22 protein-coding genes are annotated in these 26,392 nt (G+C 45.1%); 4 read left to right on the top strand and 18 right to left on the bottom strand.

Going from position 1 to position 26,392, the window contains the following annotated elements; translation table 11 throughout:
• Positions 1-54 precede the first annotated feature (54 nt).
• Together pheT and pheS are read right to left on the bottom strand one after the other, a co-directional pair.
• Positions 55-2,508 (bottom strand): phenylalanine--tRNA ligase subunit beta, encoded by a 2,454-nt coding sequence (pheT, locus tag G519_RS0107040; RefSeq protein ID WP_029194069.1) that lies wholly within the window; start codon positions 2,506-2,508, stop codon positions 55-57.
• 25 nt (positions 2,509-2,533) lie between these two features.
• Positions 2,534-3,568, bottom strand: a complete 1,035-nt coding sequence (gene pheS / locus G519_RS0107035) for a phenylalanine--tRNA ligase subunit alpha (RefSeq protein ID WP_029194068.1) — start codon at positions 3,566-3,568, stop codon at positions 2,534-2,536.
• A 523-nt stretch (positions 3,569-4,091) separates the two neighbouring features.
• Here pheS and G519_RS0107030 point away from each other — a divergent pair.
• From G519_RS0107030 to glsA, 4 genes are all read left to right on the top strand, one after another.
• Positions 4,092-4,520 carry a MarR family winged helix-turn-helix transcriptional regulator gene (locus tag G519_RS0107030; RefSeq protein ID WP_029194067.1) on the top strand — a complete coding sequence of 143 codons (429 nt, stop codon included), beginning with the start codon at positions 4,092-4,094 and terminating at the stop codon, positions 4,518-4,520.
• Positions 4,521-4,583: 63 nt separating this feature from the next.
• Positions 4,584-6,200, top strand: a complete 1,617-nt coding sequence (locus G519_RS0107025) for an MDR family MFS transporter (protein ID WP_029194066.1) — start codon at positions 4,584-4,586, stop codon at positions 6,198-6,200.
• 109 nt (positions 6,201-6,309) lie between these two features.
• The gene (locus G519_RS0107020) at positions 6,310-7,230 is read left to right on the top strand and encodes an aldo/keto reductase (protein WP_029194065.1); all 921 of its coding nucleotides are present in this window, start codon (positions 6,310-6,312) and stop codon (positions 7,228-7,230) included.
• Positions 7,231-7,256: 26 nt separating this feature from the next.
• Positions 7,257-8,210: a glutaminase A gene (gene glsA / locus G519_RS0107015; RefSeq protein WP_029194064.1), complete on the top strand. Its 954-nt coding sequence runs from the start codon at positions 7,257-7,259 to the stop codon at positions 8,208-8,210.
• A gap of 102 nt (positions 8,211-8,312) precedes the next feature.
• On the opposite strand, the gene G519_RS42125 is transcribed toward glsA, so the two are convergent.
• From G519_RS42125 to G519_RS0106935, 16 genes are all read right to left on the bottom strand, one after another.
• On the bottom strand, positions 8,313-9,986 hold the full coding sequence (locus tag G519_RS42125) for an alpha-galactosidase (RefSeq protein WP_064743398.1): 1,674 nt from the start codon (positions 9,984-9,986) through the stop codon (positions 8,313-8,315).
• Positions 9,987-10,017: 31 nt separating this feature from the next.
• Positions 10,018-11,586 carry a glycoside hydrolase family 76 protein gene (locus G519_RS0107005; protein ID WP_029194063.1) on the bottom strand — a complete coding sequence of 523 codons (1,569 nt, stop codon included), beginning with the start codon at positions 11,584-11,586 and terminating at the stop codon, positions 10,018-10,020.
• 148 nt (positions 11,587-11,734) lie between these two features.
• Entirely contained in the window at positions 11,735-12,913 is a 1,179-nt protein-coding gene (locus tag G519_RS0107000) for a glycoside hydrolase family 76 protein (protein WP_244280050.1), read from the bottom strand.
• 30 nt (positions 12,914-12,943) lie between these two features.
• Positions 12,944-13,813 carry a carbohydrate ABC transporter permease gene (locus tag G519_RS0106995; protein WP_029194061.1) on the bottom strand — a complete coding sequence of 290 codons (870 nt, stop codon included), beginning with the start codon at positions 13,811-13,813 and terminating at the stop codon, positions 12,944-12,946.
• Positions 13,814-13,825: 12 nt separating this feature from the next.
• On the bottom strand, positions 13,826-14,671 hold the full coding sequence (locus G519_RS0106990) for a carbohydrate ABC transporter permease (protein ID WP_084160062.1): 846 nt from the start codon (positions 14,669-14,671) through the stop codon (positions 13,826-13,828).
• A 92-nt stretch (positions 14,672-14,763) separates the two neighbouring features.
• Positions 14,764-16,092: an ABC transporter substrate-binding protein gene (locus G519_RS0106985; RefSeq protein ID WP_029194059.1), complete on the bottom strand. Its 1,329-nt coding sequence runs from the start codon at positions 16,090-16,092 to the stop codon at positions 14,764-14,766.
• 75 nt (positions 16,093-16,167) lie between these two features.
• Positions 16,168-17,502, bottom strand: coding sequence for a glycoside hydrolase family 125 protein (locus G519_RS42120; protein WP_051253205.1), 1,335 nt, complete (start codon positions 17,500-17,502; stop codon positions 16,168-16,170).
• A gap of 189 nt (positions 17,503-17,691) precedes the next feature.
• Positions 17,692-18,822 carry a GntR family transcriptional regulator gene (locus G519_RS0106975; protein WP_029194058.1) on the bottom strand — a complete coding sequence of 377 codons (1,131 nt, stop codon included), beginning with the start codon at positions 18,820-18,822 and terminating at the stop codon, positions 17,692-17,694.
• A 134-nt stretch (positions 18,823-18,956) separates the two neighbouring features.
• A complete protein-coding gene (locus G519_RS0106970; protein WP_029194057.1) occupies positions 18,957-19,142 on the bottom strand; it encodes a hypothetical protein in 186 nt (61 codons plus the stop codon).
• Between the two features lie 40 nt (positions 19,143-19,182).
• A complete protein-coding gene (locus G519_RS0106965; protein WP_036632284.1) occupies positions 19,183-20,832 on the bottom strand; it encodes a copper resistance CopC/CopD family protein in 1,650 nt (549 codons plus the stop codon).
• Positions 20,833-20,842: 10 nt separating this feature from the next.
• On the bottom strand, positions 20,843-21,247 hold the full coding sequence (locus tag G519_RS0106960; RefSeq protein ID WP_029194055.1) for a DUF2203 domain-containing protein: 405 nt from the start codon (positions 21,245-21,247) through the stop codon (positions 20,843-20,845).
• A gap of 51 nt (positions 21,248-21,298) precedes the next feature.
• The gene (gene nikR / locus G519_RS0106955) at positions 21,299-21,754 is read right to left on the bottom strand and encodes a nickel-responsive transcriptional regulator NikR (RefSeq protein WP_029194054.1); all 456 of its coding nucleotides are present in this window, start codon (positions 21,752-21,754) and stop codon (positions 21,299-21,301) included.
• A gap of 234 nt (positions 21,755-21,988) precedes the next feature.
• Entirely contained in the window at positions 21,989-22,327 is a 339-nt protein-coding gene (locus tag G519_RS0106950; RefSeq protein ID WP_029194053.1) for a DoxX family protein, read from the bottom strand.
• A gap of 204 nt (positions 22,328-22,531) precedes the next feature.
• Positions 22,532-22,990 (bottom strand): MarR family winged helix-turn-helix transcriptional regulator, encoded by a 459-nt coding sequence (locus G519_RS0106945; protein ID WP_029194052.1) that lies wholly within the window; start codon positions 22,988-22,990, stop codon positions 22,532-22,534.
• A 144-nt stretch (positions 22,991-23,134) separates the two neighbouring features.
• Complete coding sequence (locus G519_RS42115; RefSeq protein ID WP_051253202.1) at positions 23,135-24,763, bottom strand: PAS domain-containing sensor histidine kinase; 1,629 nt, start codon at positions 24,761-24,763, stop codon at positions 23,135-23,137.
• A 190-nt stretch (positions 24,764-24,953) separates the two neighbouring features.
• Entirely contained in the window at positions 24,954-26,315 is a 1,362-nt protein-coding gene (locus G519_RS0106935) for a DJ-1/PfpI family protein (RefSeq protein WP_029194051.1), read from the bottom strand.
• Positions 26,316-26,392: the final 77 nt, after the last annotated feature.

Genomic DNA, 26,392 nt, shown 5'->3' with positions numbered 1-26,392 from the left:
AGTGTAATTTCGATAAGACCAGCCTGTTTTCCTGCAACTTAAATGAAAGTTAGACTATTTTCTTAACTCTGCCTCATATTGTTGTTCAAGGCTTTGCACAACTTTGGCATGGAGCTCTGTTACTTCTTCATCCAACAGTGTTCTTTCTGCGTGACGGTATACTAAGGCAATGGCTACGCTCTTGCGATTTGCACCTAAACGCTCTCCGGTATAGATATCAAATACTTGAATAGATTCTAACAAGTCTCCGGCAACTTCGGTGATGGTTTGCTCCATAAGACCTACAGGTACACTAGGGTTCACTACTACAGCAAGATCACGCCCAATGGACGGATAACGCGGCAGCAATTTATATACAATTGCATCTCCAGCAGCTTCCAAGATTGGGGAAAGTTCAACCTCTAGTACGTAAGTGTCGTCAAGATCACGCTGTTGTTGAACGGTAGGATGCAGTTGACCGATTCGACCTATGACTTGCTGACCCTCAGCTGTGTTTAAGAGAAGCTCCGCTGTTCGGCCCGGATGGAAACCATCTGGTGATGCTGATTTATAGGTGAGCCCTTTAACGCCTAGGTAGTTTACAAGACGGTCAAAAACACCTTTGATATCATAAAAGTCGATAGTTTCTGACTTCTGAGCCCAATGTGCTTGACGGCGTTTGCCTGTCAGTACAATGGAGAGAAGAAGCTTCTCTTGCGGCAAAGCTGTAAGTGTAGTCTCATCCGTGATGAATACTTTGCCGATTTCGAAAATAGCCACATCATCCATCGTGCGGTTACGATTGTAGCTAACAACGTCTAGCAGATGCGGAAGCAAGCTAGTACGCAGTTGGCTGCGATCCTCGCTCATTGGCATAGCGAGTGAGATTGGTTTAGCTGCTGGATATAGACCCGGCAGCGAAACGGTCTGATCCGGCTGCGTGAAGGAATAGGTGATGACTTCATGCAGTCCGCTTTGAGTCAGGAGATTCCGAATGATGCGGCGGATCGACTGCTCTTTGGTCAAGGAGCCGGGCGTCGTCACGCCGGTCATTAAGGTTGTCGAGATGTTGTCGTAGCCGAATAGGCGAGCTACTTCTTCGATCAAATCGACATCCCGTGTGATGTCTCCGCGGCGGCTCGGCACATGCACGAGCAGCTTGCCTTCTCCTGCCTGCTCAAAGGTGAAGTGCAGGCGCTCTATGATTTGACCCATCTCGGCCAAGGAAAGTTCAGTGCCGAGATAATTGTTTACACGGTCAGCTGCAAGCTCGATGCTGACTGGCTTGTGTGTGCCTGCTACGGCTTGGGCGATGCCGTCAGCGACTTGACCTCCTGCGTACTGAGCCATTAACGCAGCAGCACGGTTTAATGCCGGAAGTACCGCTTCCGGGTTCACTTCTTTCTCGAAGCGAAGACTCGCTTCAGAGCGGAGCCCTAGCTGGCGCGACGTTCGGCGTACAGAGCTGCCTGTGAACTTGGCGGATTCAAGCAGTATCCGTGTGGTGCTTTCTGTCACTTCTGAGTTAGCGCCACCCATAACACCTGCAATCCCTACAGGCTTTGTGCCGTCCGTGATGAGCAGCATGTGCGGCTCTAGCGTACGCTCCACATCGTCGAGCGTAACGAGCTTCTCGCCGGCCTCAGCGAGGCGTACATCGATGTGGCCATTGTTCAACTGCTCGGCATCGAAAGCGTGGAGCGGTTGGCCGTATTCGAGCATCACAAAATTTGTGATGTCAACGATGTTGTTGATCGGGCGGATACCAGCCGCCATCAAGCGGTTCTGCATCCACAGCGGAGAAGTGCCGACGCGTACGCCTTCGATAAGGCGAGCCGCGTAATGCGTGCATTGCTCCGTCGCTGTGATCTTCACACTGATGCGATCAGCAGCTTTTACTGCGGCTGTTCCAGTCCCTTGAAGCGCTGTTTCCGCATCAGGAAGTTTGACATCGCGTCCGAGGATCGCCGCGATCTCATAAGCTGCTCCGAGCATGCTCAAGCAATCGGAGCGGTTTGGTGTCAAGTCAAGCTCTAACACCTTGTCGTTAATAGCAAGGACATCCAGAATTGAGCTGCCAATTTCGGTTTCTTCAGGCAAAACTAGGATACCTTCTTGAATTTCCTTCGGCAGCAGCTTATCGTTCAGACCAAGTTCTTTGGCTGAACAAATCATGCCTTGTGACTCTACGCCGCGCAGCTTAGCGCGTTTGATTTGCAATCCGCCAGGAAGCACGGCACCGATCATAGCGACAGGCACCTTTTGTCCGGCATCAATATTTTTAGCCCCGCAAACGATTTGCAAGTCTTCGCCTTGTCCGGCATCAATGATACACACGCTTAATTTATCTGCGTCTGGGTGTTTTTCGCGTGATTTTACAAATCCAACGACGACGTTCGTTACACCCTTATTGCGATCTTCCACGATATCCACTTCGATGCCGCTTCGGGTCAGTTTTTCTGCTAATTCCTCGGCTGTGAAGCCTGATACGTCTACATATTCCGATAACCATTGATAAGAAACCTTCATGCTTAACCCCTCCTTTTCCTGATGCTTACAAGTGTAAGAATTGCTTTAAGAACCGCAAATCGTTCGTGTAGAAATGACGAATATCTTCAATGCCGTATTTCAGCATCGCAATGCGCTCAACGCCCATTCCAAATGCAAATCCTGTGTATTCCTTCGGGTCATATCCACCCATCTCCAGAACGCGTGGATGTACCATGCCCGCTCCGAGGATTTCTAACCAGCCCGTTTGTTTACAAGTACGGCAGCCAACGCCGCCACACATCGCACAGCTCACATCAACTTCAACGCTTGGCTCTGTGAATGGAAAGAAGCTTGGGCGCAAGCGAATTCTCGTCTCTTTGCCGTACATTTCTTGAACGAATTGAAGCAAGGTTCCTTTCAGATCACTCATCCGTACGTTACGGTCGATGACCAGACCTTCGATTTGAGTAAACATATGGGAATGTGTCGCATCATCGTCATCTCGGCGATATACTTTGCCCGGACAAATGATTTTGATCGGAACTTCCCCTTTACGTTTCTCCATTGTTCTAACTTGAACTGGGGAGGTTTGTGTACGCATGAGAATTTCATCCGTGATATAGAATGAGTCCTGCATATCGCGAGCTGGGTGATCCTTCGGCAGATTAAGCGCCTCAAAATTGTAGTAGTCCTGCTCTACCTCTGGGCCTTCCGCTACGGTGTACCCCATACCAATGAAAATATCTTCAATTTCTTGAATAACTTTGCTTAAAGGATGCACGGCACCTTGCTGTGATGGACGTCCCGGCAGGGTTACGTCAATCATTTCTGCACGCAATCTGTTCTCGGTTTCTTGCTGTTGGTATGCTGCTTGCTTCTCTTCAATAACGGTTTCAATCGCTGCACGAACGTCGTTCGCTACTTGGCCGATAACCGGTCTTTCCTCTGCACTTAATGCACCCATACCGCGCAGTACCTCAGTTAGTGGCCCTTTTTTACCCAAATACTTAATACGTAGATCATTTAGCTCCTGCTGACTTTGTACGCCGCTTAGCTCTTGCAGCGCTTCCTGCTTCAAAGCTTCTAACCGCTCTTTCATCGAAATCCCTCCTGAATTAGGCCCCTTAATCACCCTAAATGAAAACACAAAAAAGACTTTCCGCTCCCTTACAAGGGACGAAAAGCCGTGGTACCACCCTAATTAGATTCGCTCACCGGCTAAAAAGCCAAATAAACGATTCTCACTTCATTTCAGATAACGGACGTTGTGTCCGGTTCCCTCTATTTAGAAGCTATTGATAAAGCCTCTGTTCAAAGGACTGCTCGGGAGCGAACTTCAGCAGCCTGATTCTCGGGGATAGCTCTCAATCATCGGCTTTCCCTCCCTGTCAAGAAGCACTGCGTACTCTTCTCCGTCAAAGCATTTTCACGTATATGTATCAATTATTATATGCAAGATATGCCGGATATGCAAGTTAACTAGCCTGGGTACTGAATTTACCTGTTGACTTCGAATCATCATCGGCGTATATTTTATTTAAACAATTTAAACATTAATTAATTTAAACATTTTATTGTTTAATGATTTGATACTTTAATAAAGTGGTAAGGAGGTTTTTGAAATGGAAGATGAACTGCTTGCTTATACGAATCGGTTTCGCACAACATTTGAAACAGCACATCGGAAAATTAGTCACACCGTACTTAGCCAGTTAAATTCGGAGTTAACGAAGCCACAAATATTCATGTTATTCATGATTTCTAAAGAAGGCGCTCCGAAACAAACTCATCTCGCTGATAAACTAGGCGTTAAACCGAGTGCGATCACCGTTATGATTGATCGACTTGTCCAAAGTGGGCATGTTATACGTAAACACCATGAGACAGATCGACGGATTGTGCTAGTTGAAATAACCGAAACCGGAAAGGCTATACTCAAACAAGCAGAAGATGTCCAGAAAGAAGTCATTGCTCGTGGACTGTCACAGCTTCCTCCGGACGAAATGCGTATTCTTGTGAGTGCCTTTGAAAAGTTAACTAATTATTATTAATTTCATCATATTCAAGGAGTGGTACAAGTGGAAAACATACAAAAAACAGCTTCAGAGAATTCCATAGAAGCAGAAGGACCCGAACTCAAAAATCGAGGTCTCCTGCTTACCGGTCTTATCATTGCTATGCTATTTGGCGCTTTGGACGGTACGATTGTCGGAACAGCAATGCCGCGTATCGTCGGTGAATTCGGCGGTCTTGGCCTCATGGCATGGTTGACTACTGCTTACATGTTGACATCAACGGTTGTCGTTCCAATTGCAGGTAAACTTGCCGATTTAATTGGTCGTCGTGTCATCTATGTAACAGGTTTAGTCATCTTTATCGCGGCTTCCGCCTTATGCGGGATGTCTCAGAACATGACGGAACTGATTCTGTTCCGCGGTTTGCAAGGTCTTGGCGGCGGTATTATGATGCCCATGGCGATGATTATTATCGGGGACTTATTTACCGGAAAACAACGTGCCAAATGGCAGGGCGTATTCGGTGCGATCTTCGGTTTATCATCGGTTATTGGCCCCCAAATCGGTGGTTGGATCGTTGACGCATTGGACTGGCGCTGGGTATTCTACATCAACCTTCCAGTCGGTATCCTTGCTGTTGTCTTAATTGCAATTGCCTTACCAAAGCATAAAGCAACAGGAAAAGTAAAATTCGATATTCCGGGAATTGTCACCATGATTGTCGGGGTTGTCAGCTTACTGCTCGCTTTAACATTTGGCGGTAAAGATTTCGCTTGGTTGTCTTGGCAAATCATTGGACTTTTTGCATTAGCTATTATATCGTTGGTTTCCTTCGTTATTATTGAAAGTAAAGCCGAAGAGCCGATCCTTCCTGTTCGGTTATTTAAAAATAGAACATTTACAACAATTAACGGTGTAGGCTTCCTAATGGCTGTCGGGATGTTCGGAGCTATTATGTTCGTTCCTCTCTTCATGCAAGGCATCGTCGGTATCAGTGCTTCAGCATCGGGTACAGTGATGACGCCGCTCATGATTACAATGATTGCAGCCAGCGTTGTTTCCGGTCAATTCATTCAAAAAATCGGCGTTCGAAAGCAAATGCTTGGTGGAATGATTATTATGGCTATCGGCTTTTATTTCCTTAGTACTATGGGCATAAACACCACGAAGTTGATCGCTTCAAGCTACATGCTTATTCTTGGTCTCGGTATGGGGCTAGTTATGCCAATCCTAACACTTGCTTTACAAGAGAGCTTCCCGAAATCTGAGCTTGGTGTCGTTACGTCTTCCAGTCAATTCTTCCGTCAAATTGGCGGTACATTCGGTATGACGATTCTCGGAGCCATTATGAATCACAAGTCAACTGTATTGTTGGAACAAGACTTAACTCCTGTTGTCAATCAGCTTCCCGCGGAAGCAGGCGGGCTCGCTACACAAATGACGGATATGATCCATACCAATCCACAAGCTTTATATTCTTCACTGCTAAGTCCTGAGACCCTGGCTAAAATGCCAAAAGAATTCGTGGATCATATGCTGCCAATTCTAAAAAATGCCTTGGTTACATCGCTTCACCAAGTGTTTATTGTAGGCTTAGTGTTCGTTTTACTTGGGGCTATTCTGACACTGTTTATCGGAAATATTAAAGTTTCTGACCGTAAATCTAAGAAAACTGATGAGAACAAAGAAAATGAACTCTCACCAGGACTCGCTTAATACAAAAGGCTCTTTTCTCTTCATGAGAGGAAAGAGCTTTTTCTTTTTGACACGGAGCAAGCTATAGCGTTTAATAAACTTGGATACCTTAAAAAGGAGAGTGCTCGCCATGAAATATCGCAGACTTGGTAAAACGGATTTGAAAGTGTCCATCGTAGGTGTTGGGACTTGGCAGTTCGGCGGAGAATGGGGACTTACCTACACGCAAGCTGAAGCAGATGCTATTCTCGATCAAGCAGCTGAACTGGGTATAAATCTGATCGATACAGCAGAATGCTATGGTGACCATTTATCGGAATCTCTAATCGGTAATTACTTATCCCGCCGCAATCGCGAGAATTGGATCGTGGCTACGAAATTTGGCCACCATTTCCACGATCTGTTCACCCGAACAGATGATTTCAGTTCGGAAGACGTCGTCAAACAACTGGACGATTCTCTGAAAGCTTTGCAAACGGACTACATTGACTTATATCAATTCCATTCCGGACCTGATCATTTATTTGATAATGATGATCTTTGGACGACTTTGGACAAACAAGTTCAATCTGGGAAAATCCGCCATCTGGGAACTTCCATTGGCAGCAATGCAAATATTCATCAAACAGAAGCCTCCAGCAAGGTCAATTCCAAAGCCATTCAAGTCGTGTACAATCGCTTGGATCGAGCTCCCGAAGAGCTTGTTTTCCCTTCCTGTGTGAATCAAGATCTTGGCGTTCTGGCACGTGTCCCTTTGGCTAGCGGCTATTTAAGCGGTAAGTATAAGCCTGGCGCGGTGTTCAGCAACACAGACGTTCGCCATCGTCATGATGCCGAGAGTGTGAAGCAGAAGCTTGAGGACGTGCAGCGCATGCAAAAGGAAGAGGTTCCTGAAGGAATGGACATGGCCAAATGGGCATTAGCTTGGTGTTTGAAGCATGATGCTGTTACAACGGTCATTCCAGGTTGTAAAAACCCTGAACAGGTTATTGCCAATGCAAGCGCAACGGAGCTTATCAGCGATAACCACCCGCAGGCTTGGAAAGCTTAAGTGATGAGGAAGGAATTGACTTCGGAATGAGTCATACACAACACGCAGAAACATGGAAGCAGCTCAAGGAGCACTTGCCTCAGTGGGTTACGGAGAGCAAGGCACATACATCAGACGGACAGGTTGCTTCCTACATTCCTGAACTTGCTAACGCACCAGCGGATGTTCTAGGTATCTGTATTATGGATGCCGATGGGAATATCGCTGTAGCCGGCGAATCTGATTTCCGTTTTACTTTGCAAAGTATTTCGAAAGTATTTACGTTAATTTTGGCATTGATGGATAACGGGGAAGAGGTTGTTTTCTCCAAGGTGGGCATGGAGCCTACCGGAGACGATTTCAACTCGATGCTGAAGCTCGAACTCGTCGAGCCCGGCATCCCGTTTAACCCGCTTATCAATGCAGGGGCTATTGCGATTTCATCCTTGATTGCAGGTAGTGGTCCTAGGGAGCAAGTCGAGCGAATTCTCCATTTTTTCCGAGACATCGCTAATAATCCTTCACTTAAAATTAATCAAAGTGTGTTTCAATCTGAGTCGGATACCGCACACCGGAATCGTTCGTTAGCTTACTTCCTGAAAGACAACGGTGTGCTGGATAGCGAGGTTGACGACGTTCTCCACGTCTATTTCAGCCATTGTTCTGTCGAGGTGAACTGTACCGATTTGGCTAGATTGGCCCTCGTTCTTGCGCATAATGGCGTAGATCCAATTCGTAATCAACGCCTTATACCACGGCGATTCGTGCAGATCGCTAAGACGTTCATGTTTACCTGCGGGATGTACAACGCCTCTGGGGAATTCGCCATGAACGTTGGGCTGCCCGCCAAAAGCGGTGTGTCCGGCAGCATTTTGACGATGGTGCCGGGACAGTACGGTATCGGCTTGGTCGGACCGGCGTTGAACCGCAAAGGCAACAGCACTGCTGGCGTTCACCTTTTGGGCACGCTGTCGCAGGAATTTGATTGGAGCTTATTTTAGCTATAATAGAGTTCATTAATACTAAAAAGAACCTTCCCATTATCGGGAAGGTTCTTTGACCTTTTTCGGGGTATTTTTGGGGCATGTTAGAAAAATACTGGGTTAGTTCAACGGAATTAACTGGAACGTCATATTATCCGCGGCGGAATACGGCCATTGAATCATTTTACCGCCAGCGATGAGCGAGTTATCGGCTACATTCAATGCCTTGCCGGATAGCCTGTTAATAATTTTAAAATAACCGCCGCCTACGCCCGAAATTTCCCACTGATCATTGAGGGTCGAGCCGAAATCCCATTGGATCACGTCTTCTCCGTCCATCAAGGAGGCGTTTCTGACAGCCATTGACTTACCGCTCTTCACATTGATAATTTTATTAAAGCCTGCCGTTGTTGATGTAATCACCCATTGGTCATTTTGCGCAGTGCCGTAATCCCATTGAAATATTTTCGCTCCATTGTTTAAGGAAGCTGCTTCAACGGCAACGGATAAGCCCGTCGATTTGGGTACGATTCGGTACGTTTTACCTGAGATAAAGGAACCGCTCGTTGTTTCTGATCCCGTCAATTTCACCATAACCGTCCCATGTGAAGGTACATTCACTGTGTAGCTGTTGGTGAACGACCCCTTCTCGGTCTTGGACCATAAATCCCTGATACTAGCGGTAGCACTGAGGCCGATGCTCGAAAAATTGATCGTCATGTTCGCAGCCGCACCTGTACGATTAAACAACACTACCGCACGCGTTCCAGTAGTCTGCAGTTTTTTGGAGTACACCTGCAATCCTCCGAGATCGCTTACTAAAATGCCTTGGCTGCCAAGCGCATCCTGATTTACAGCAATTACTTCAGAATTCATCAGTGTATCTTTGGTAAATTGGCTCATCGTACTCAAATTATTTCCAGCAATTAATGGCGAAGCCATAATCGTCCACATCGAGAAATGCGAACGGTATTCCGTATCCGTCATGCCTCCGCCGAAGACGGCGCCAGTTCCATAATTACCAACCATGAGCATATCTGCGTCATTCCAGCCTTTGGTAGGCCCCGCAAAATTGGCAAGCGGAGCGTTCTGATCAATGATCCAAGTTACTCGGTCCCAGTAGTCGAAGATATCGTCCGTTGTCCTCCACATATTGCCCGTGGCCGCACCCCACACCCATGGTTTGTTGATGCCCCAATTGCAAATGCTGAATAGGATGGGCCTTCCCGAGTTAGCGAGAGCGTCCCGAATGATCGTATACCTGGTTTGCGGATCCATGCCTCCATTATCGCACCAGTCGATCTTGACGTAATCAACACCCCAGGAAGCAAACGTATTCGCATCCTGTACCTCATGTGAATACATCCCCGGTTTTCCAGCACAAGTAGTGAACCCGGCATCCGTGTAGAGCCCGAATTTTAAGCCTTTGCTATGCACATAGCTCGCAAGTGATGCCATACCGCTTGGGAATTTGACCGGATCGGCAATTATGGTACCGTCGCTGGTCCGGCCTGTCTGCCAGCAATCATCGATCACAATGTACTTGTATCCGGCTGCCTGCATACCGCTGCTTACCATCGTATCGGCCGCTTGCTTAATTTTCACTTCATCCACGTTACAAGCATAGAAGTTCCAACTATTCCAACCCATTGGCGGAGTTGGCGATAAGCCATTATTTAAGGCAGATGCTGTTTGCGGAGCGATGCTGCCAAACAGCACAATGGGCATAGCAAGCAGGAAAGCGAGTAGGATTTGCACGATAAAATGAATTTTTTTCCGAGTCGATTTTCTCATAAAAAACCTCCATTTTGGAAATAAATTGGGCTTACAAGCCATAAAGTTGGTCTACATTCAGCCAGTTATTGTTTCCTTTCGAGGTGTCATAACCAAGTTGTATTGTATTAGATCCTGCTTGAAGGGATATGGTCATAGAAACAGTATTCCAACTGCTCCAGCCGGAAGTTCCCGAAAAGTTCAAATTAGCAGCCACGTCTACACCATTTACTTTGACGTATCGGCTTGCATTGCCGGCGGCCGCTGCATATCGGAATGTAATCGTCTTCGTTCCCGCATTATTCTGATTCACATAGAAATCAAGCGATGTTCCATTCGTATTCCAGCCTGCGACATAGCCCCGGCCATTAAAGCCGGTCTGTGTGCTTTCGTTGATCATGCCAACACCGCTGGCTAAGGTGCGCCGGGCATTTTCCGCTTCATAAAGACCGTTCCCCGCTATATTGCCCGTATAATTATCCGGAGAAACGAATTGAAGAATAGATGCACCCGCAGCCGCAGTTAGGCTTTGGATATAGGCGGAACCAGTTGGAGCCGTCCAATCACTTCCGATAATGCCATCCGAAGTTCTTTTATGATTCCATGCTTGTGTGGCATTTTGCTGCAAAAAGTTTAGATATTGCGATTGGCCTGCTTGTACGCGAAGCTGATTCAGATTGCGGGCAAAGATCATTTTAAATCCAGGAGCATCATTCTCTTCTTCGTACATCAAGGTAGTAGCCGAAGTCATTTTGTCTATCACATATCCAGCTGCATTATTCGCATCCGTTAGGTAGCTGCTCGTACCAGTAGCCCCATATAAAGCGGTCGCCGCTCCAAGAAAAGTTCCGTAGTTGTAGGTGAAATCCCAATCCTTGACGATACCCGCTCCAGTGCCTTCCATGTGATCATTTACTTTGTTTCCACTGACCAGCTTCGTTTTAATCCAAGTGTACATTTGCTGGGCTTTCGTAAGATAAGTGCTGTTATTATAGGCATTTTTTAGTTTAATAGCCGTCATTACCATAGGAGCATTGGAAGCCATATTTTTCTGAGCATTACTGCTGGTTGCCGGGTCCGTTGCATCCTTTCTCCACCAGATTCCTCCTCCGTAATAAGTCGTATCCCAGTAGGCATAGACTTGATCGAAAAGGAAGGACCCGCGGTTCAAATATTCTTGCGTACCGGTAATTTCGTATGCACGCAGACAAGCAAGCGCCCACCAGCCAAGATCATCATTGAATTGGTTATCAATCATATTCGTATATTTTGCATTGAATCCGGTGTAAATATCATCGATCATTGTGCGGTAAGTGCTGCTTCCCGTCCGCTGATAAGCATCCATGACCGTCTCCCACATCTGAGCCTCCCACCAGAAATCAGTGTACAGTCCTCCATTCGGTCCAAAAGCATGTGCAGCATGTATGAGATGATCGCTGTTCGTGTAGAAGTATTTAGCGTTAGCATCGTAGAATACGTTTACTAATGAATTCATCGCGGTGTCAGCATTCGACGCTGTGAAAGCAGATGCACGATTCGCACCTCCCCAAACGGATAGGAAAAGGGCCATTACTGAACTCACACTTAACCATTTGACAACTGATCTTCTTTGCACGATCACATAAAACAACTCCTTTTCTCACATAAAATTAGTTGTTGTGAATGCGCTTTCAAAACTGTAAATTTCACCTCCTTTCCGCATCTATCCTTCGACTCCTCTGTGTTATTAATAAAGGGGCAGATTTTCGGCTGCCCCTCTTCTCAATGCCTTAATTCTGTTTCAGCAATCCTTGCTTCTCCAACGCGGCCATACGCTCAAGGAGCATAACGCCGCTTAGATTTACGCTCAAATCCTCTGCAGGCTCAGGTGTTGCCGCCCATGATTTACTGAACATGACGCGCTGCTCATCTCTCCCGTATTTCCAGAGGCTGTCTGCATTCGTTACAAGAAGCTCAAGCGACTCCTTCTGACCTGGGTCAGCAAGAACGAGCTCCGTCAAATAACGAACGTATATGCCTTTGAATAATCCGCCGTCGCCATTGCTTTCACTAGGCAGCATGCCTGTTGCCGGACTTGTCAGTCTGAGCTTCGATGCTTGCGCAGTCCGAGCCGCATCCGCAAGATAGCTTTTGTCCCCAGTCGCCTGAAACAGCGCAACTCCTGCTCCGATATAAACACCTTGGCAATAGGAGAATTCCCAGCTCTTATCAATCTTGCCGTCCCCTTCGCGGTTTTTCCCATCCCAGACGAAGCCCGTATCCGGATCAACGAGACTTACCTTCTGCCAATCGTAAATCTTTTTCGCCCAAGCTAGATCCTCCAACTTGCCGAACTGCTTATACAATCTAGCAGCTAGAATGACAGCTGGCGCATTCGCCGGCGTATTCTTATAATCAAGCTGCGGCCTGCGCCATGCAATGCCTCCGCCTTGCTCTTCGTTCCATCCCGTCTTAATATCTTCCCAAAGCTCAAGTGCGGCTTCCTTATATTTCTCATCGCCTGTAGCGTTATACGCACGGAGCCAAGCTAGAGCCAACCATTCCATATCATCGTAAAAATCATTCGGCCATACGCCGCCATTGCGGTCCAAAATCCCCTGATACATGTTCGCCAGGTAGCCTTTATATGCCGTATCGCCGGTTCTTGCATAAGCGTCCACCAGCGTATCTACACCATGCGCTTGCCACCAGTAATGGAATTTCTCATTGCATAGATCATTGCAAGGCGACAAATTATCGAATAAGTTCAGCTTTCCGTTCCAATATTGCTTCAGCAGCCCGGCTTGCGCTAGATCCGCACGCTGCTCCCAGGTTTCTCTCTTTGTGCTCACTTGCACATCGGTCATCTTATTGTTTTTGTCCATTGTCTCCACTCCCCAGCTAGCAGCCACGATAATGCCTATCCCAACAATCATCAGGGCTATGATCATTTTTAATCGAATTGTCAATTCGCTTCACCTATCTGTCCGACCTGCGTACTATCCTTTCGTTCCTGTAAAAGCGATTCCTTGCACAAAATACTTCTGCAGCAGCAAGAACAAGATCAGTATCGGCACTACCGCAATTAAAGCACCTGCCATCAACGGGCCGAAGTCGACCTGTTTGTTATAAGTAAAGGCAGCTAAGCCTAGCTGAATCGTTTTCTTGGCAGGGTCGTTAAGCATAATGAGTGGGCCGAGAAAGCTGTTCCAGCCTGCTTGAAAGGTGAATATGCCGAGTGTAGCCAAAGCCGGCTTCGCGAGCGGAATATAGATGTTCCAAAAGATACGAAGCTCCCCGCTGCCTTCAATTCGAGATACTTCTTGCAAATCACTAGGTAAAGATACGAAAAATTGCCTCATAAAAAATACCGCAAAGGATCCCGATGCTCCTGGCAAAATAATCGCCCAAAATGTATTGAGCAAGCCATTGCCGCCAACGCCCAGCCAATCATTTCCACCTATGAAAGGAATGTGCTTCAGCACGAAAAATTGCGGGATCATCGTCACAACACCAGGGATCATCATGGCAGCAAGCAGAATTTTGAAAATCGCATCTCTTCCGCGGAAATGAAGCTTAGCGAAGGCATAGCCGCTTAAAGAGCCGAAAAGCAAGTTGAAGAGCACGCCCATGAACGCAAGGTAAAATGAATTCCAGAAATATAGACCGAATGGAACGAGCTCAAATGCCTTGCGATAATGCTCCATCGTTATGCTGGAAGGAATCCATTGAATCGGCAGCATGAAAATCTCTTCATCCGGACGGATGGAAGTGATAAGACTCCATACAAACGGGACGACCATGACGATGCAGACGGCGATGGAAATGATATACAAGATTGTCGTTTGCCAATAGGTTTGTAGCTTCATTTGCCATCCCTCCTAAATCACGGATTCCTCTTTGTTTAGTCTCATATTAATGAGCGAAAACACTAATATAATAATAGACAGCGCAAACGCCATCGCATCCGCGTAGCCCATCTGGAGCTGGTTGAAGCCCTGCTGATAAATGTGATACACCGTTGTTTTCGTCGAGTTGGCGGGACCGCCCTTGGTCAATACGAAAGCCTGGTCAAACAACTGCAGCGCACCAATAATGGCCATTGTACTTACGAAAAAGGTGGTTGGCCTCAGCACTGGCCAAGTAATATAGCGAAAGGACTGCCAAGCATTAGCTCCGTCCAGCTTTGCGGATTCATACAGATGATCGGGAACCCCGTTAAGTCCCGCTAAATAAATGATCATGTTCGATCCAACGGATTGCCACAAGGTCACTAACACAATGGACAGCATGGCGTAAGGCATTTCAGCCAACCAGGAAGGTCCTGTGATTCCAAACTTGCTCAGAATATCGTTCACGAGTCCAAACTCGGGATTTAACAGCCATATCCACACCGTGGCCGCAGCAACGCCAGAGGTTAACGTTGGCAAGTAACCGGCGGTACGAAACAGCTTTACGCCAAAACGGCTGCGCATAAACAGCAAGGCCATCGATAAAGAGATGGCAATATTCAGCGGAATATAAAGAACGGAGTAAAACAAAACGTTCTTCAGAGTCGTCCAAAAGATGTTATCTTCAGCTAGACGCTTATAATTATCCAATCCAACGAAATCGTTTTTACTTACAATGTCATAATTCGTGAAGCTTAGATAGAATGCCATGATGACCGGAATGATCGTAAAAATTATAAATAGCAAAATCGTTGGCGTAATAAAGAGATAACCCATCCTAGCTTGATGTCGACCCAGCTTGGTTATCGATGCCAAGCGAATTCCCCCTTCCACAAAAAGGGAGGGATACCCCTCCCCGGCATTTCTAGTTACTTCCCTGCTGCGTTCTGATCCAGCAGCTTATCACCTTGCTCTTGCCCCTTCTTGAGCGTCGTGGCCGCATCCTGCTTGCCTTGAATGAATAGCTCAATATTCGGCATTAGACCATCGCCTTCCATAACTGAATATCCTGGATGCTGCGGACGAATCTTGGCGAATTCCAGTGTATCCATGAATGGCTTCCAGTTCGGATCGTCCTTGAAGAACGGATCCTGCAGAGCCGGTTTGAAGCCTGGCAGGTTTAAGCTTGTTTTCGCCCATAGCAGCGTGTTGTCTTTATTCGCTAACCACCATTTCTCGAATTCCCATGCCTCGTCTTTATGCTTGGAGCCCGCTGGTATCACGAGACCGAAACCGCCCATTACGCTTCCTTTGGCGCCGCCAGGTCCTGCTGGAGGAGGAACAACACCGAAGTCAAGATCCTTGCCGTATTTCTTATAAGTTGAAAGCATCCACGGACCTGTATAAGTCATAGCTACTTTTCCTGTCACAAAAGCATCCGTGCCTTCGCCTAGACCTTTTTCAAACCCTACTTTATACACCTTATCCTTATTGATCAATTTATCCCAGAAATCCAATACTTGTTTGCCTTGTTCATTATTGAAATTCGTCTTCTTCAGATCGCTGGTCATCATAGAACCGCCTGCTTGCTGCAGCCACATATTGAACAGGCCATTATCCTGCATCGACATGCCGGAGCGAACTAGCTTATCGCCTTCCCATACCGTTAACTGCTTAGCCGCATTCTCCAGCTCATCCCAGGTCTTCGGCGGCTGAAGACCTTTCTCAGCGAACAATTTCTTATTATAAAATAGTGCGCGAGCATCAACCGTTAATGGAAGGCCATACAGCTTTCCGCCAGAGGAAAGCTCCTTCAAGGCTTCATCGTAATAATCGCCACGGTTAATATTGTCTTTCTTCAAATAATCGTCTATCGGGTGAAGCACGTTCTTGGATGCATACAGCGAAGTCCGCCATCTGTCCCAGAACATAATATCTGGCGAACCGCCTGAGGTAGCCGCTGTCAGAAACTTCGTGATCATATCTTCCTGCAGAACATATTTAACTTTAATCTTGTCTTGCGATTTATTGAATGCATCAGCCATCATCACAAACTGCTTTTCACCTTCTCCGCCCCAGTCGCCCCAGAACGTAATTTCAACAGGTGCTGCTTTGGTGGCGGCTGTCGATGCTGCCGGTGCTGTCGTGGCCTCAGGCTTTTTGCTATCAGCCGGTTGATCCCCGCCAGTTTTCGTGCTGCATGCTGCCAAACCAAACGTGAGCGAGAGAGCAGTTAAAACGGTCATCCATTTTTTCATGTTTCTTCCTCCCTTTTTAAGTAAACGTTACAAGTGCAGTTGCTATGTTAATAGGGGTTCCACCCCCTGTATAACCTAAGATGAGTGCGATGCGTTCACGCGATCTCTCAGAAGCTTCTTAATCGATAGGCCGCATACGTCTAACACCAACTCACTGAACATGGAGTTCGCCCAAGAGAACCATGGCCGCGTATATTGCGATGGATCGTCCACGTGGAAGCCCTCATGCATCAGGCCCGTTCCAGCATCCGTGTCGGCTAACATATCAAGGATACGCAGCTTTTCCTCCCGGCTTGAAGCCGTAAGACCTTGAACTGCCAGGGAAATATGCCAAATGTAGCGATCCGGCGTATGCGGACTGCCGATTCCCTGAGCCGCTTTACCTTTATAAAAGTAAGGGTTTTCATCACTAAGTATAAAGCTGCGTGTATGCTGATAAACTGGATCGGATTCGGCGACATATCCCAAGTATGGGATCGAGAGCAAGCTGGGTACGTTGGCATCATCCATCAGATTGAAGTTGCCAAGTCCGTCCGTCTCATAAGCAAACATCGTACCGAGCTTGGGATGCTCGATCGTTCCGAATGCTTCTATCCCCACTTTAATCTCAGCGGCAAGCTTAGTCGATTCAAGGCTAAGACTGGCATCCTGCCATACCTGCTCTGCAATTTCAGCGATATAACCGAGCACCACAACGGCAAACATGTTAGCTGGAATCAAATATCCGTACGAGCAAGCATCGTCGCTAGGGCGAAAACCTGACCAAGTCATTCCTGTATAGCCTACTGGACTACCCTTTCCATCTCTCGTTAACGTGCCTGTCGGAGGACAATTCAATCGTTGGAAGCGATAAGGAGACTTCATTTCATGATCTTGTTCAATGCGCCAAAGATGAAGGATCTCACGTACTGCAGATCGATAGGCATCATTGAAATGTGCGGTTCTCCCTGTTGCTTTCCAAAGTAAATAACTGAGCTGAATAGGATAACACAGTGAATCGATTTCGTATTTACGCTCCCAGATCCATGGGCTCATTTGGGTCAAGTCCTGCTGATGCCCTGCGCTGGTTGGCTCTATATTAAAGGCATTGGCATACGGATCTAGTTGAATATATTGCATTTGCCGCTTAACCACACCCTCAATCATATCCGCCAAGCTGGAGTCCTCACTCGCTAGAAGCAGATAAGCTCGAACCTGAGCCGATGAGTCACGGAGCCACATGGCCGGTATATCACCGGTGATTACAAAAGTTGATCCATCCTTTAGTCTTTGAATCGTTGTTTGATACGTGTTGGAGAAGCAATCGCGGAACATGGCAGCTAGCTTCGGCCGTTGTTCCTTCAGTAACTCGTCACTTACTTGCTCAATGAGTTTACTCATCGATGCAGGTAACTTAGCCTCATTCGTCATCGGGTTCGCTCCTCTCTATTCCGACAAATAAACCGCTTACATTTACGATTATATTGGTATGTATAAAGTATGTCAATATATATTTATCATACTATTTACATATCATTTAAATTGGTTGATATACCAATTAAAAAGAGACTACTAGATTAGCAGTCTCAAGTGTCGAATCCATGATGATGAGTACACCGATCATTTGGAGGGTCCCGTTGACTCCCCAATGATTAGTTTGGCTTCCAGACTTATTTTATTGGCTACCTTCTCGCCTTGTTTCAGCTTTAGCACATTCTCTACAGCGAGCTTGCCGATTTCATCCTCGGCTTGGATCAGATGGGTAAAGCGATAGCCGCTGCCAAGCGTCGTAGGAGGGCTATCAAAACAAATAATGGAAATATCCGCAGGTATCTGAAGTCCCATTTGTTCCACGGCAGCCTTGGCTAATAGAGCAATATTATATTCTATAGCGAACAAGGCGGTAATTTGCGGATTGCTGCGCAGGTGTTCCTTAATCATATCGATATCTTTATCAATATTAGGTGAATGAAATGAATTTGGCAGCGTAGAGGTGATTTCATCTAACCAGAGCGACCGGTCAACCATGACCCCGCGTTCCGCATGAGCCCGTACGAAGCCTTCTATACGGTCCTCAATAGCTGTTGTATCCATAGGAGGCGGCGTAAGTAAGCAAATCTGCTTATGCCCTAAATCAAGTAAATAGTCAGCACCCGTGCGAGCAGCTGCTATGTTATCTGTACTAATCGAAGCTGCGGCCACCCCTTTGAGATGACGGTCAACGAGAACTAAGGGAAATTGCTGTATGACCAGCTTCAGAAGTTCATCATTATAGAACTCCCCTTGTGCAGGAAACACAATAATGCCATCCACGCCTAATTCAAGAAACGATCGAATAGCTTTCACTTCATTTTCAGGCACTCCAAACGATCTGCGCAGTACTAGGAAGCTATCGTTCTCAGCGGAAGCCCGCTCCATGCCATAAATCATCTCCGTACCGAAGGTATTGCCGAAATCCGTTATGACTAAGCCAATCAACGTATGCTTGGTTCTCTCACCCGTAGATGGTCCTTCAGCCGGAATCCCCCCTCCTTCCATGACGAAGGAGCCTCTCCCTGGCTTACGCACGATGAGACGCTCTTCTGCGAGCATCTCCAGCGCCTTTTTACTCGTAATACGGCTTACGTTATATTCATCCGCCAGTTCCTTCTCGGAAGGAACGCGGTCTCCAACGTTATATTTACGTTGTATAATTTCTTCACGCAGCGTTTCGAATATTCGCTCGTAAATGGGTCTCGAATCCGTTGACAATGCTACCTACCCCCTGCACCCAACCAAATGTTATATCATACGATACCATTAATATATCATGATATACGCAATTTGAATAGAGTAAGAAGGGATGAAAAAAAGGGGCACAATGTGCCCCTCCTCCTAAGTCATTATTATTGAATGGCTTGTTTAATCCGATGTAATGCCTCAATCAGATCATCAATCTCCGTTTCATTTAAACGAATGGTTACATAATTAGGCGAGATGCCGCCATCGTTGATCTCCAGCAATGCCATTTCATCCTGGTCATCAAATTTGACTGACAAATGTTCTTTGTCGAGCACTTGAATCCATGCCATTATCGCCACCCACTTTCAGCCATCATGTATTTAATACTTTTTAATACACCATAAATTCTTTGTTGTACACCGTTTCATTATCATCCGCATCCATGACACGCATCTCTAATTCCCAATTGCCGCGGAACGGCAGGTAGGCCCCCTGTGCTTTATAGCTGAATTTCACAAAACCGTATGATTCTTCTTGTGTGTTATCCTCGTACAAGGTTACTGGCACAGAAATTGGCGCCATTTCTTTATCGTCTAAATAATGAAGCAGCATGAGCACTTGCTTCGGTTTCCCTGCTTTTTCTGGGAGCCATACTTTTGCTACAAAGGTATTGGTTCCCTGGATTTTCGGCGTAATATCCGCAGATACATGGACCTTCTCGCCCATCTGATGCCACTCAAGCGGCTCATTGACAGGAATTGGCGCCATATATGTGATGAGCCCAACCAGCAGCACGATAATCACCATGAAGGTAAGATCAACCTTAATCCAGAGAACCGATTGTTTGGCCTTCTGTTTGCGCAAATTGAGCCGTATAATAAAACCAATGAGTATCACAAGTGCTACAGCACCAATTTTCACAAGCATCAATATTCCCCACGACGTGTAGAGCAAGTAACGCAAGTTTGGCAGGAATAACAAGACGGATAAAAATCCAGACAGGGTAAGTACAAGAATGGAGATCAAAGCCATTTTCGAGAATTGCTGCATATAGGAACTGACATCATCACTTTTTTGACGCCATTTCGCATAGAGCAGCACTAAGCCCCCAACCCAACATGCCGCGCCGAGCAAGTGAATAAAATCCAGCCCGATTGTTGCCCATAAGGGAGAAAATGACGCCGCGTGACCGCTAAAGCTTTTCACCGCTAGGAAACATAAAGGCCATAATAAATCTAGCCACTTTGCCCTACCCACAAGTACAAATCCAAGGAAAGATAGTACTAGCATCAGCGCCCAGGAAATACCGATACTAGTTGCACTAAATAGTTTCCAAATCTCCTCCACCCCACCGCCGCCAAGCAGTGCTTCGATGTGCGTGAAAATGAGCAGCAATAAGGCTACTAATTGTGCACGCTGAAGATTAAGAGTCCAAGCTGAAAGTGATTTCCGGGTTTCAGTCCCGCTTGCTCCCAACAGCCTTAACCAGATAACCCAACCTGTCAACGCCAACATCATCAAATACCACAGACCGCGAGACGCATATTGCAGGATATCTTTCGTTGTTAACTGACCCGTTCCATGATTGTGCCCACCGTATACGGAAGGCAGATCAAGAGCTTCTTCTTGCGGCGGATTGCCAATCGTTATCGGATAACTCCCTGCAACGGGGTGACCGTCAGCAGAAATGACGTGATAGCTGATCAAATAAAAACCCTCAGTTAATTTCGGCAGATCAAGAATTAATCCTGTCTGCTCTTTGTTCATATAAGCTTTATTCCTTGTTATTTCGTTACCGTTATGATCCAATACTTTGATATAAAAGAGTCCTGCATCTAACTGTTCATTAAAAGTAACAGCAACTTGAGGGGGGGAGCTTTCAAGCTTGGTGCCCGCTTCAGGTTGAGCCTGTACTAATGACGCATGAGCAGAGGCTGTCTGAGGAACAGCAACTGCGCTCATGAGAATAAAGGCGAACATACATATAAGCCATGTAGGTATGAAAAAGCGTTTAGCCATATAACGTAAAGATCTTTGCATTTATGTTCCTCTATTCCGAAATCGGTTTACGTCCGGCAAAACCATCCTGTTTGCCATGGTAAAAACGAATTCTATCCTCTCCCTGTTTCCAACAAAGCAGCACTTCTTGTCCATCCATCAACGCGGGAAAATCAACAAGTCCGGTATCTATATCCTTGAGCTCTACACCTGTAAGCTGAAAATTGTGAATAAGCCCGCGAGCTTCAATTTGAAGGAATTCCAGCTCTGCTTCCATGACGAAAAACGGGTCCTTCTCTGCGCCGGGTTTCTCAGCATGCTCGTTTTTCTTCATACGGAGCTCTGCATATTTTTCTTCAAAATTCCGCTTCAATGCTTGCATTTTCTTCAATTCCTGATCGACAAACGACAGCATGCCATTTGCCTCTTCTAAACTGAACCACTTTTTAACCGACATCTCGCACCTCCGTGCCTTAATTTTATCAAAAAAACAGATCAACTACGAATTCTACAAATGAGAATGAGGATGCTCATGCGAGTGCCCATGCTCGTCCACATGAGTAACAGACAGCTCCGCATAACCTACACCCTTGAGTACTTGAATTCGCTGTTGAAGCTCTCTGAGCTTCTGCACCTTACCGCGAACAACTAGTATTTCCAAGCATTGCTGATGATTTAAATGGATATGCATCGTTGAAATAATCGCAGAATGGAAATCATGCTGCAGCTCCATTAAGGTAATCGGCAAATCACGAATATGATGGTCATACACCATCACGATCGTTCCAGCTACAGTTTCTTCCGGCTGCATACTGCTAGACGTTAACAGCGCTTTGCGCGCAAGATCACGTATGGCTTCTGAGCGATTATCATAGCCCTGCAAGGCAATGAGCCGGTCATATTGCTCTATGAGAGATTGCGGCATGGAGATTCCAAAGCGCACTAGATTTTCTTTGTCAGACATCCGCCCACTCCTTTTCGTATAACATTTCCTATACCCTTACTCTAGCAGAAAGGAGCTCTGTAGCAAACCTTACTAGGAGCGAATTCGCAAAACCGTTCACTTTCGATGAGAAAATCCCCGGTATAAGCAAAATAACAATTAAAATGCCGGATCCTATTGAACAGGACCCGGCATTTATTAGTTCTAGTTTTATCCATGAAATTGATAATTAGGCACTATTCATGTTTGTAATTCTTATTTTATTAACAGAACAACCAATGTAAGAATGATTAAAATAACGGGCATACCTATTTTAGATACAGGATCCTTAATACGTAGATGCGTTATGACGGCTCCAACCATAATTACGACCAACAACCATCCGCCGAAAACAACAAGTCGATCGTTCCAAATTCCTGCAACCAGAAGTGCGGCACCGGCAATTTCGAGCAAGCCAGTTATTACCCTAAACCACTGAGGCATCCCGTAACGTGTGAATTCATCCACCATTTGCTTTGAGCCTAGCTTCGAGGCTCCAAACATCAAAAACCCAAGTGCTAAAACGATTTGAATAATAATTGCTGCAATACTCATGCTAAAACTCTCCTCTTTTTACCTAATCATAGATAGACTACAATTAGATATCCTAATATTATTATAATATACACTAACATTAGGGTATTTATTTGTCAACCATTTTCAACAAGGCACTGCAAAACTCCATCCAAATAAGGAAAAACCGCCAGGGAAGATCACCCTGACGGTCCTTTTTGGTTTTAGCGGATATCCGTAATTTTGTTACTTATCCTTACTGAGTTCCTGTGCTCCAAACCCCAGTTTCTTTAACAGATCGATCATCTGAAGTTTATCCTCATTGCTTATAAAAGAGAAATTCTCAGATATAACAGCTGCATGTTTCGGAAAAATCTCATTAAATAAGGTTTCCCCCTGCTCAGTAAGGGCGACATTGGAGGTTCTTCTATCCGTAGGACTTGATTGCCGTCTCACATAATCTTTCTGTTCAAGCTTATCTACCACGTAGGTAATACTCCCGCTTGGAATGCTAAATATTTCACTAATCCTTTGAATAGGATGAGGTCCTTTGTTGTAGAGGAGCTCTAAAATCATAAAATGGTCAGGACTGATTCCATGACTTTCGATATCTCGTTTGGTATTATCAGCTATAGCTTTAGCTGCTTTACTCCAGATTCGGAATAATCTTAAATCAAGCTGGCTTTGTTCGTCTCCCTGGTACATGATCGTTCCTCCTTTGGTGTAAATCCTTTCTTAGTCTTCTCTACATCGAGTTGTCATAATACTATGCTAACTTTAGGCTAATTTGTTTGTCAAGTAATCCTCTTTTTCATTAAAAAAACTCCTCTTCAGGAGTTCATTAGCATTTTAATTTGGATCTAAAGGTAAAATAAGGTCAACCGTTGTTCCTTTATCGATCTGACTTTTAATCGTAAGACTACCGTGATGTGCTTCAATAATTTTTTGGCTCACCATTAATCCTAGTCCGGTCCCGTTCTCTTTCGTCGTATAAAAGGGTTCTCCTAACATCCCTATTCGATCTTCAGAAATTCCACACCCCTGATCAATAAACCGAATAACGATTTTATTGTCGTCTACACTCATAATAATTTCGATAATACCGCCTTCTGTCATCGCTTCAATCGCATTTTTAAGAATATTAATAACGACCTGTTTTAATTGATTTTCTTCACAATTGATTAACGGAATGTCCGGATCAAATACCGTATGAATTTGCACATCGCTAAGAATGGCTTGTGTGTCAAGCAGCGAGATCACATCAAGTAGAATTTTACGAAGATCTTTCATCTCAAAACACACGGCTTGCGGCTTGGCAATAACCAAAAACTCGCTCACGATATAATTAATTCGGTCTAATTCAGTTAACATAATTTGAAAATACTCATTATAATTATCCATTCTGGTTTGTAATAATTGGACAAATCCTCTTAGAGAAGTTAATGGATTCCGAATCTCGTGAGCAACTCCAGCGGCTAGCTGCCCCACTACGGATAGCTTTTCTGACTTAATCAGAAGCTCATCAGTTCTTTTACGTTCGGTTATGTCTTTTGCAATACCATACACACCATCGATCTTATCATTTATGATAATCGGAACCGTCTTTAAATTTAATTCGACACTATAGCCTCGTTTATTAATAATGGTGACTTCGATATTGTTTGATTCACCTTTTGTAGACGCTTCAAACAGATTGCTTGCTTTAAGGTGATCTTCGCCTACCATTAATTTACAAAGACTTTGATCCAGCAGCTCTTCCTGCTGATAGCCCGTAATCCTTTCAGTAGCTGAATTCATATTAAGTATTCGCCCATTTAGATCTAATTCAAATATAGCATCGGGGTTATTTTCAACAAGGGACTTATAACTCTGCTCTCTCTCTTCCAGCATACGCCTGGCTCGTTTACGCTCAGTGATATCCCTGCAGATAAGCTGTACGGCCGGTTTGCCTAAATAGATACAAGGTACCGCTCTGACTTCTACATCAATAACTTGACGATCAACACGAAGAAATTTCTGCTCAATGGGAGTAGAAGGCACTCTCTCCTCTTCGATCAGCCTAATTCGTTCTTTCGCTATGCCTAAATAATCGGGATGCACCAAATTCATTATAGGATAATCAATAAGTTCCTCTGGGCTAGCTGCGCCAAATATTTCGGCACCGGCCGGATTGATATAGACTATTTTTCCTTTACTGTGAACAACTAACGGTTCTGGTGAGTATTCTACAAGTATTCGGTACCGTTCCTCGCTTTCTGTAAGGGCTTTCTTCAAACGTTTTACCCACCAATATAGAATCAATGCCGTAAGTAATACATAAAATAACCCCTTAGTTGAATGAATAGTGATTGCTCCTGATAAGTTAAAAATGTCCATAAATTTATCGGATAGGATAATCCATAGACTTCCTAAAAAGATATAGACCAAAGTGATTTTAAAAGGATTTCTGAGATTTAGTGCCTTTGACCAATTATGCATATCATTCTTCCTTAACCTTCCTTTTCACTTTAAATGAACACACAGGATAATGAACTAGCAGTCATTTACATAGATGATTCTGATTATAACATTTATTTTTCATAATGATTATCGGTTTTTTATTCCAAAGAATAAATCCTCTTACAAACAAAAAAAGGAGCCGCCGATTAGCAACTCCCTCACTTAACAATTATTTAGATTTAGTCATTCTCTTCTTCCTGATAAATCTTCGATCTATATAAAAAGTTACTCCAACTGAAAGTGCACCGATTAAAAGAGGTATGCCGAACGCATCAAGTGAAAATGGTTTGCCGTCAAGACTTAGATGGTTAGCACGATATTCAAGTCGTTTTGCAGCAAAATGAGCAGTTAGAACATCCTCTTGTTTCGATAAATCCTCCAATGGTGCTTCCATGACAAATCTTTTCGGAGAATCGCTATGGATGAATAGAAGTTCAGTGTTTTTACCAAGCTGCTTCCATTGGTTTACGGTTTCAGCCGCTAGAGTCTTTGCCTGAGTGCCTGCAATTATCATTTTATCTAATCTCGGGGCATTGGACATTTGATATCTAGCCTGCAGGTTAAGGTGGTATTTTGTCACTACGGGTTGTTCTGAGCTTGAAATTGTCATCGTCTTTGTCGTACCGGAAGCAGAGTAAGAATCAAAAATCGAACCTAATGCCGTTTCCTCTATACCATTATACAACAGTACGCCGGCTTGTTTCTTGTTCCACTGATAGGCAAAATTTAAAATATAAGCCGCATCCTTTGGTTCTATGGAAAAGGGCTCCATCTTCGGGTTATGAACAAATTGGTACGTAGGGTAATTCATTTCTTCTGCTATTTTCACTGCTACAGCTTCGCCTAATTGTTGTGAAATGACATATAAGACAGCATCGATTCCAGATGTCACACCTGCCGAGGATACAATGTTACCGTCGGGTACATAACGCTGGTCCCTTTGCCAGTGGACTTCGGGATATTTCTTTTCCAATCTATTCATATCGCCCCAGTGTGTTGCTGCTGATTTCCCGTTCAACAAACCAGTTTCGGCAAGTGTCTCGGCTCCATTGCAAATGCTTAGTAGAATCGGTTTATTTCCTGAATTTTTTATGATCCAGTCTTGCACGGGGTGAACCTTCTTGTCTTCCATGATGGGAATGTTGGGAATCACTATAATATCGGGACTTTTACCTAATAAATCATCCATCTCTTTAAAAGAGTAATGCGGCAGCAGATCAAGACCGCCCGTTAATGACTTAATATGACGATCCGAGGCAACGGCAAAAACATTATAGGCTCCAGTAAGGGAGAACATTTCATAAGGAACCAGAAAATCGATTACTTCGGTCACGCTATCCCCTAGAATAACGGCTACGGTCGGCTTCCGCGGATCGTATTCGGGTATCTTAACTTCTTGCAAAAGTGGAGATGGCTTATCGATACCCGACATCTCGCTTTGCATCGTCCTAGAATATCCGATAGCTCCGACTCCCCCCACAAAAACAACGAAAATACATACATAAATAACGATACGTAATACTAACCTCATCTTAATTCTCCCCTCCACCTTTTCAACTTGCTTTCTTAAAGCATAATGAAAAGAGATGGTCTTTACACCAACCATAC

It is taken from the genome of Paenibacillus alginolyticus DSM 5050 = NBRC 15375 (assembly GCF_000422905.1).
Lineage (GTDB): Bacteria > Bacillota > Bacilli > Paenibacillales > NBRC-103111 > Paenibacillus_E > Paenibacillus_E alginolyticus.
This window is presented reverse-complemented; position numbering and strand designations above follow the sequence as displayed.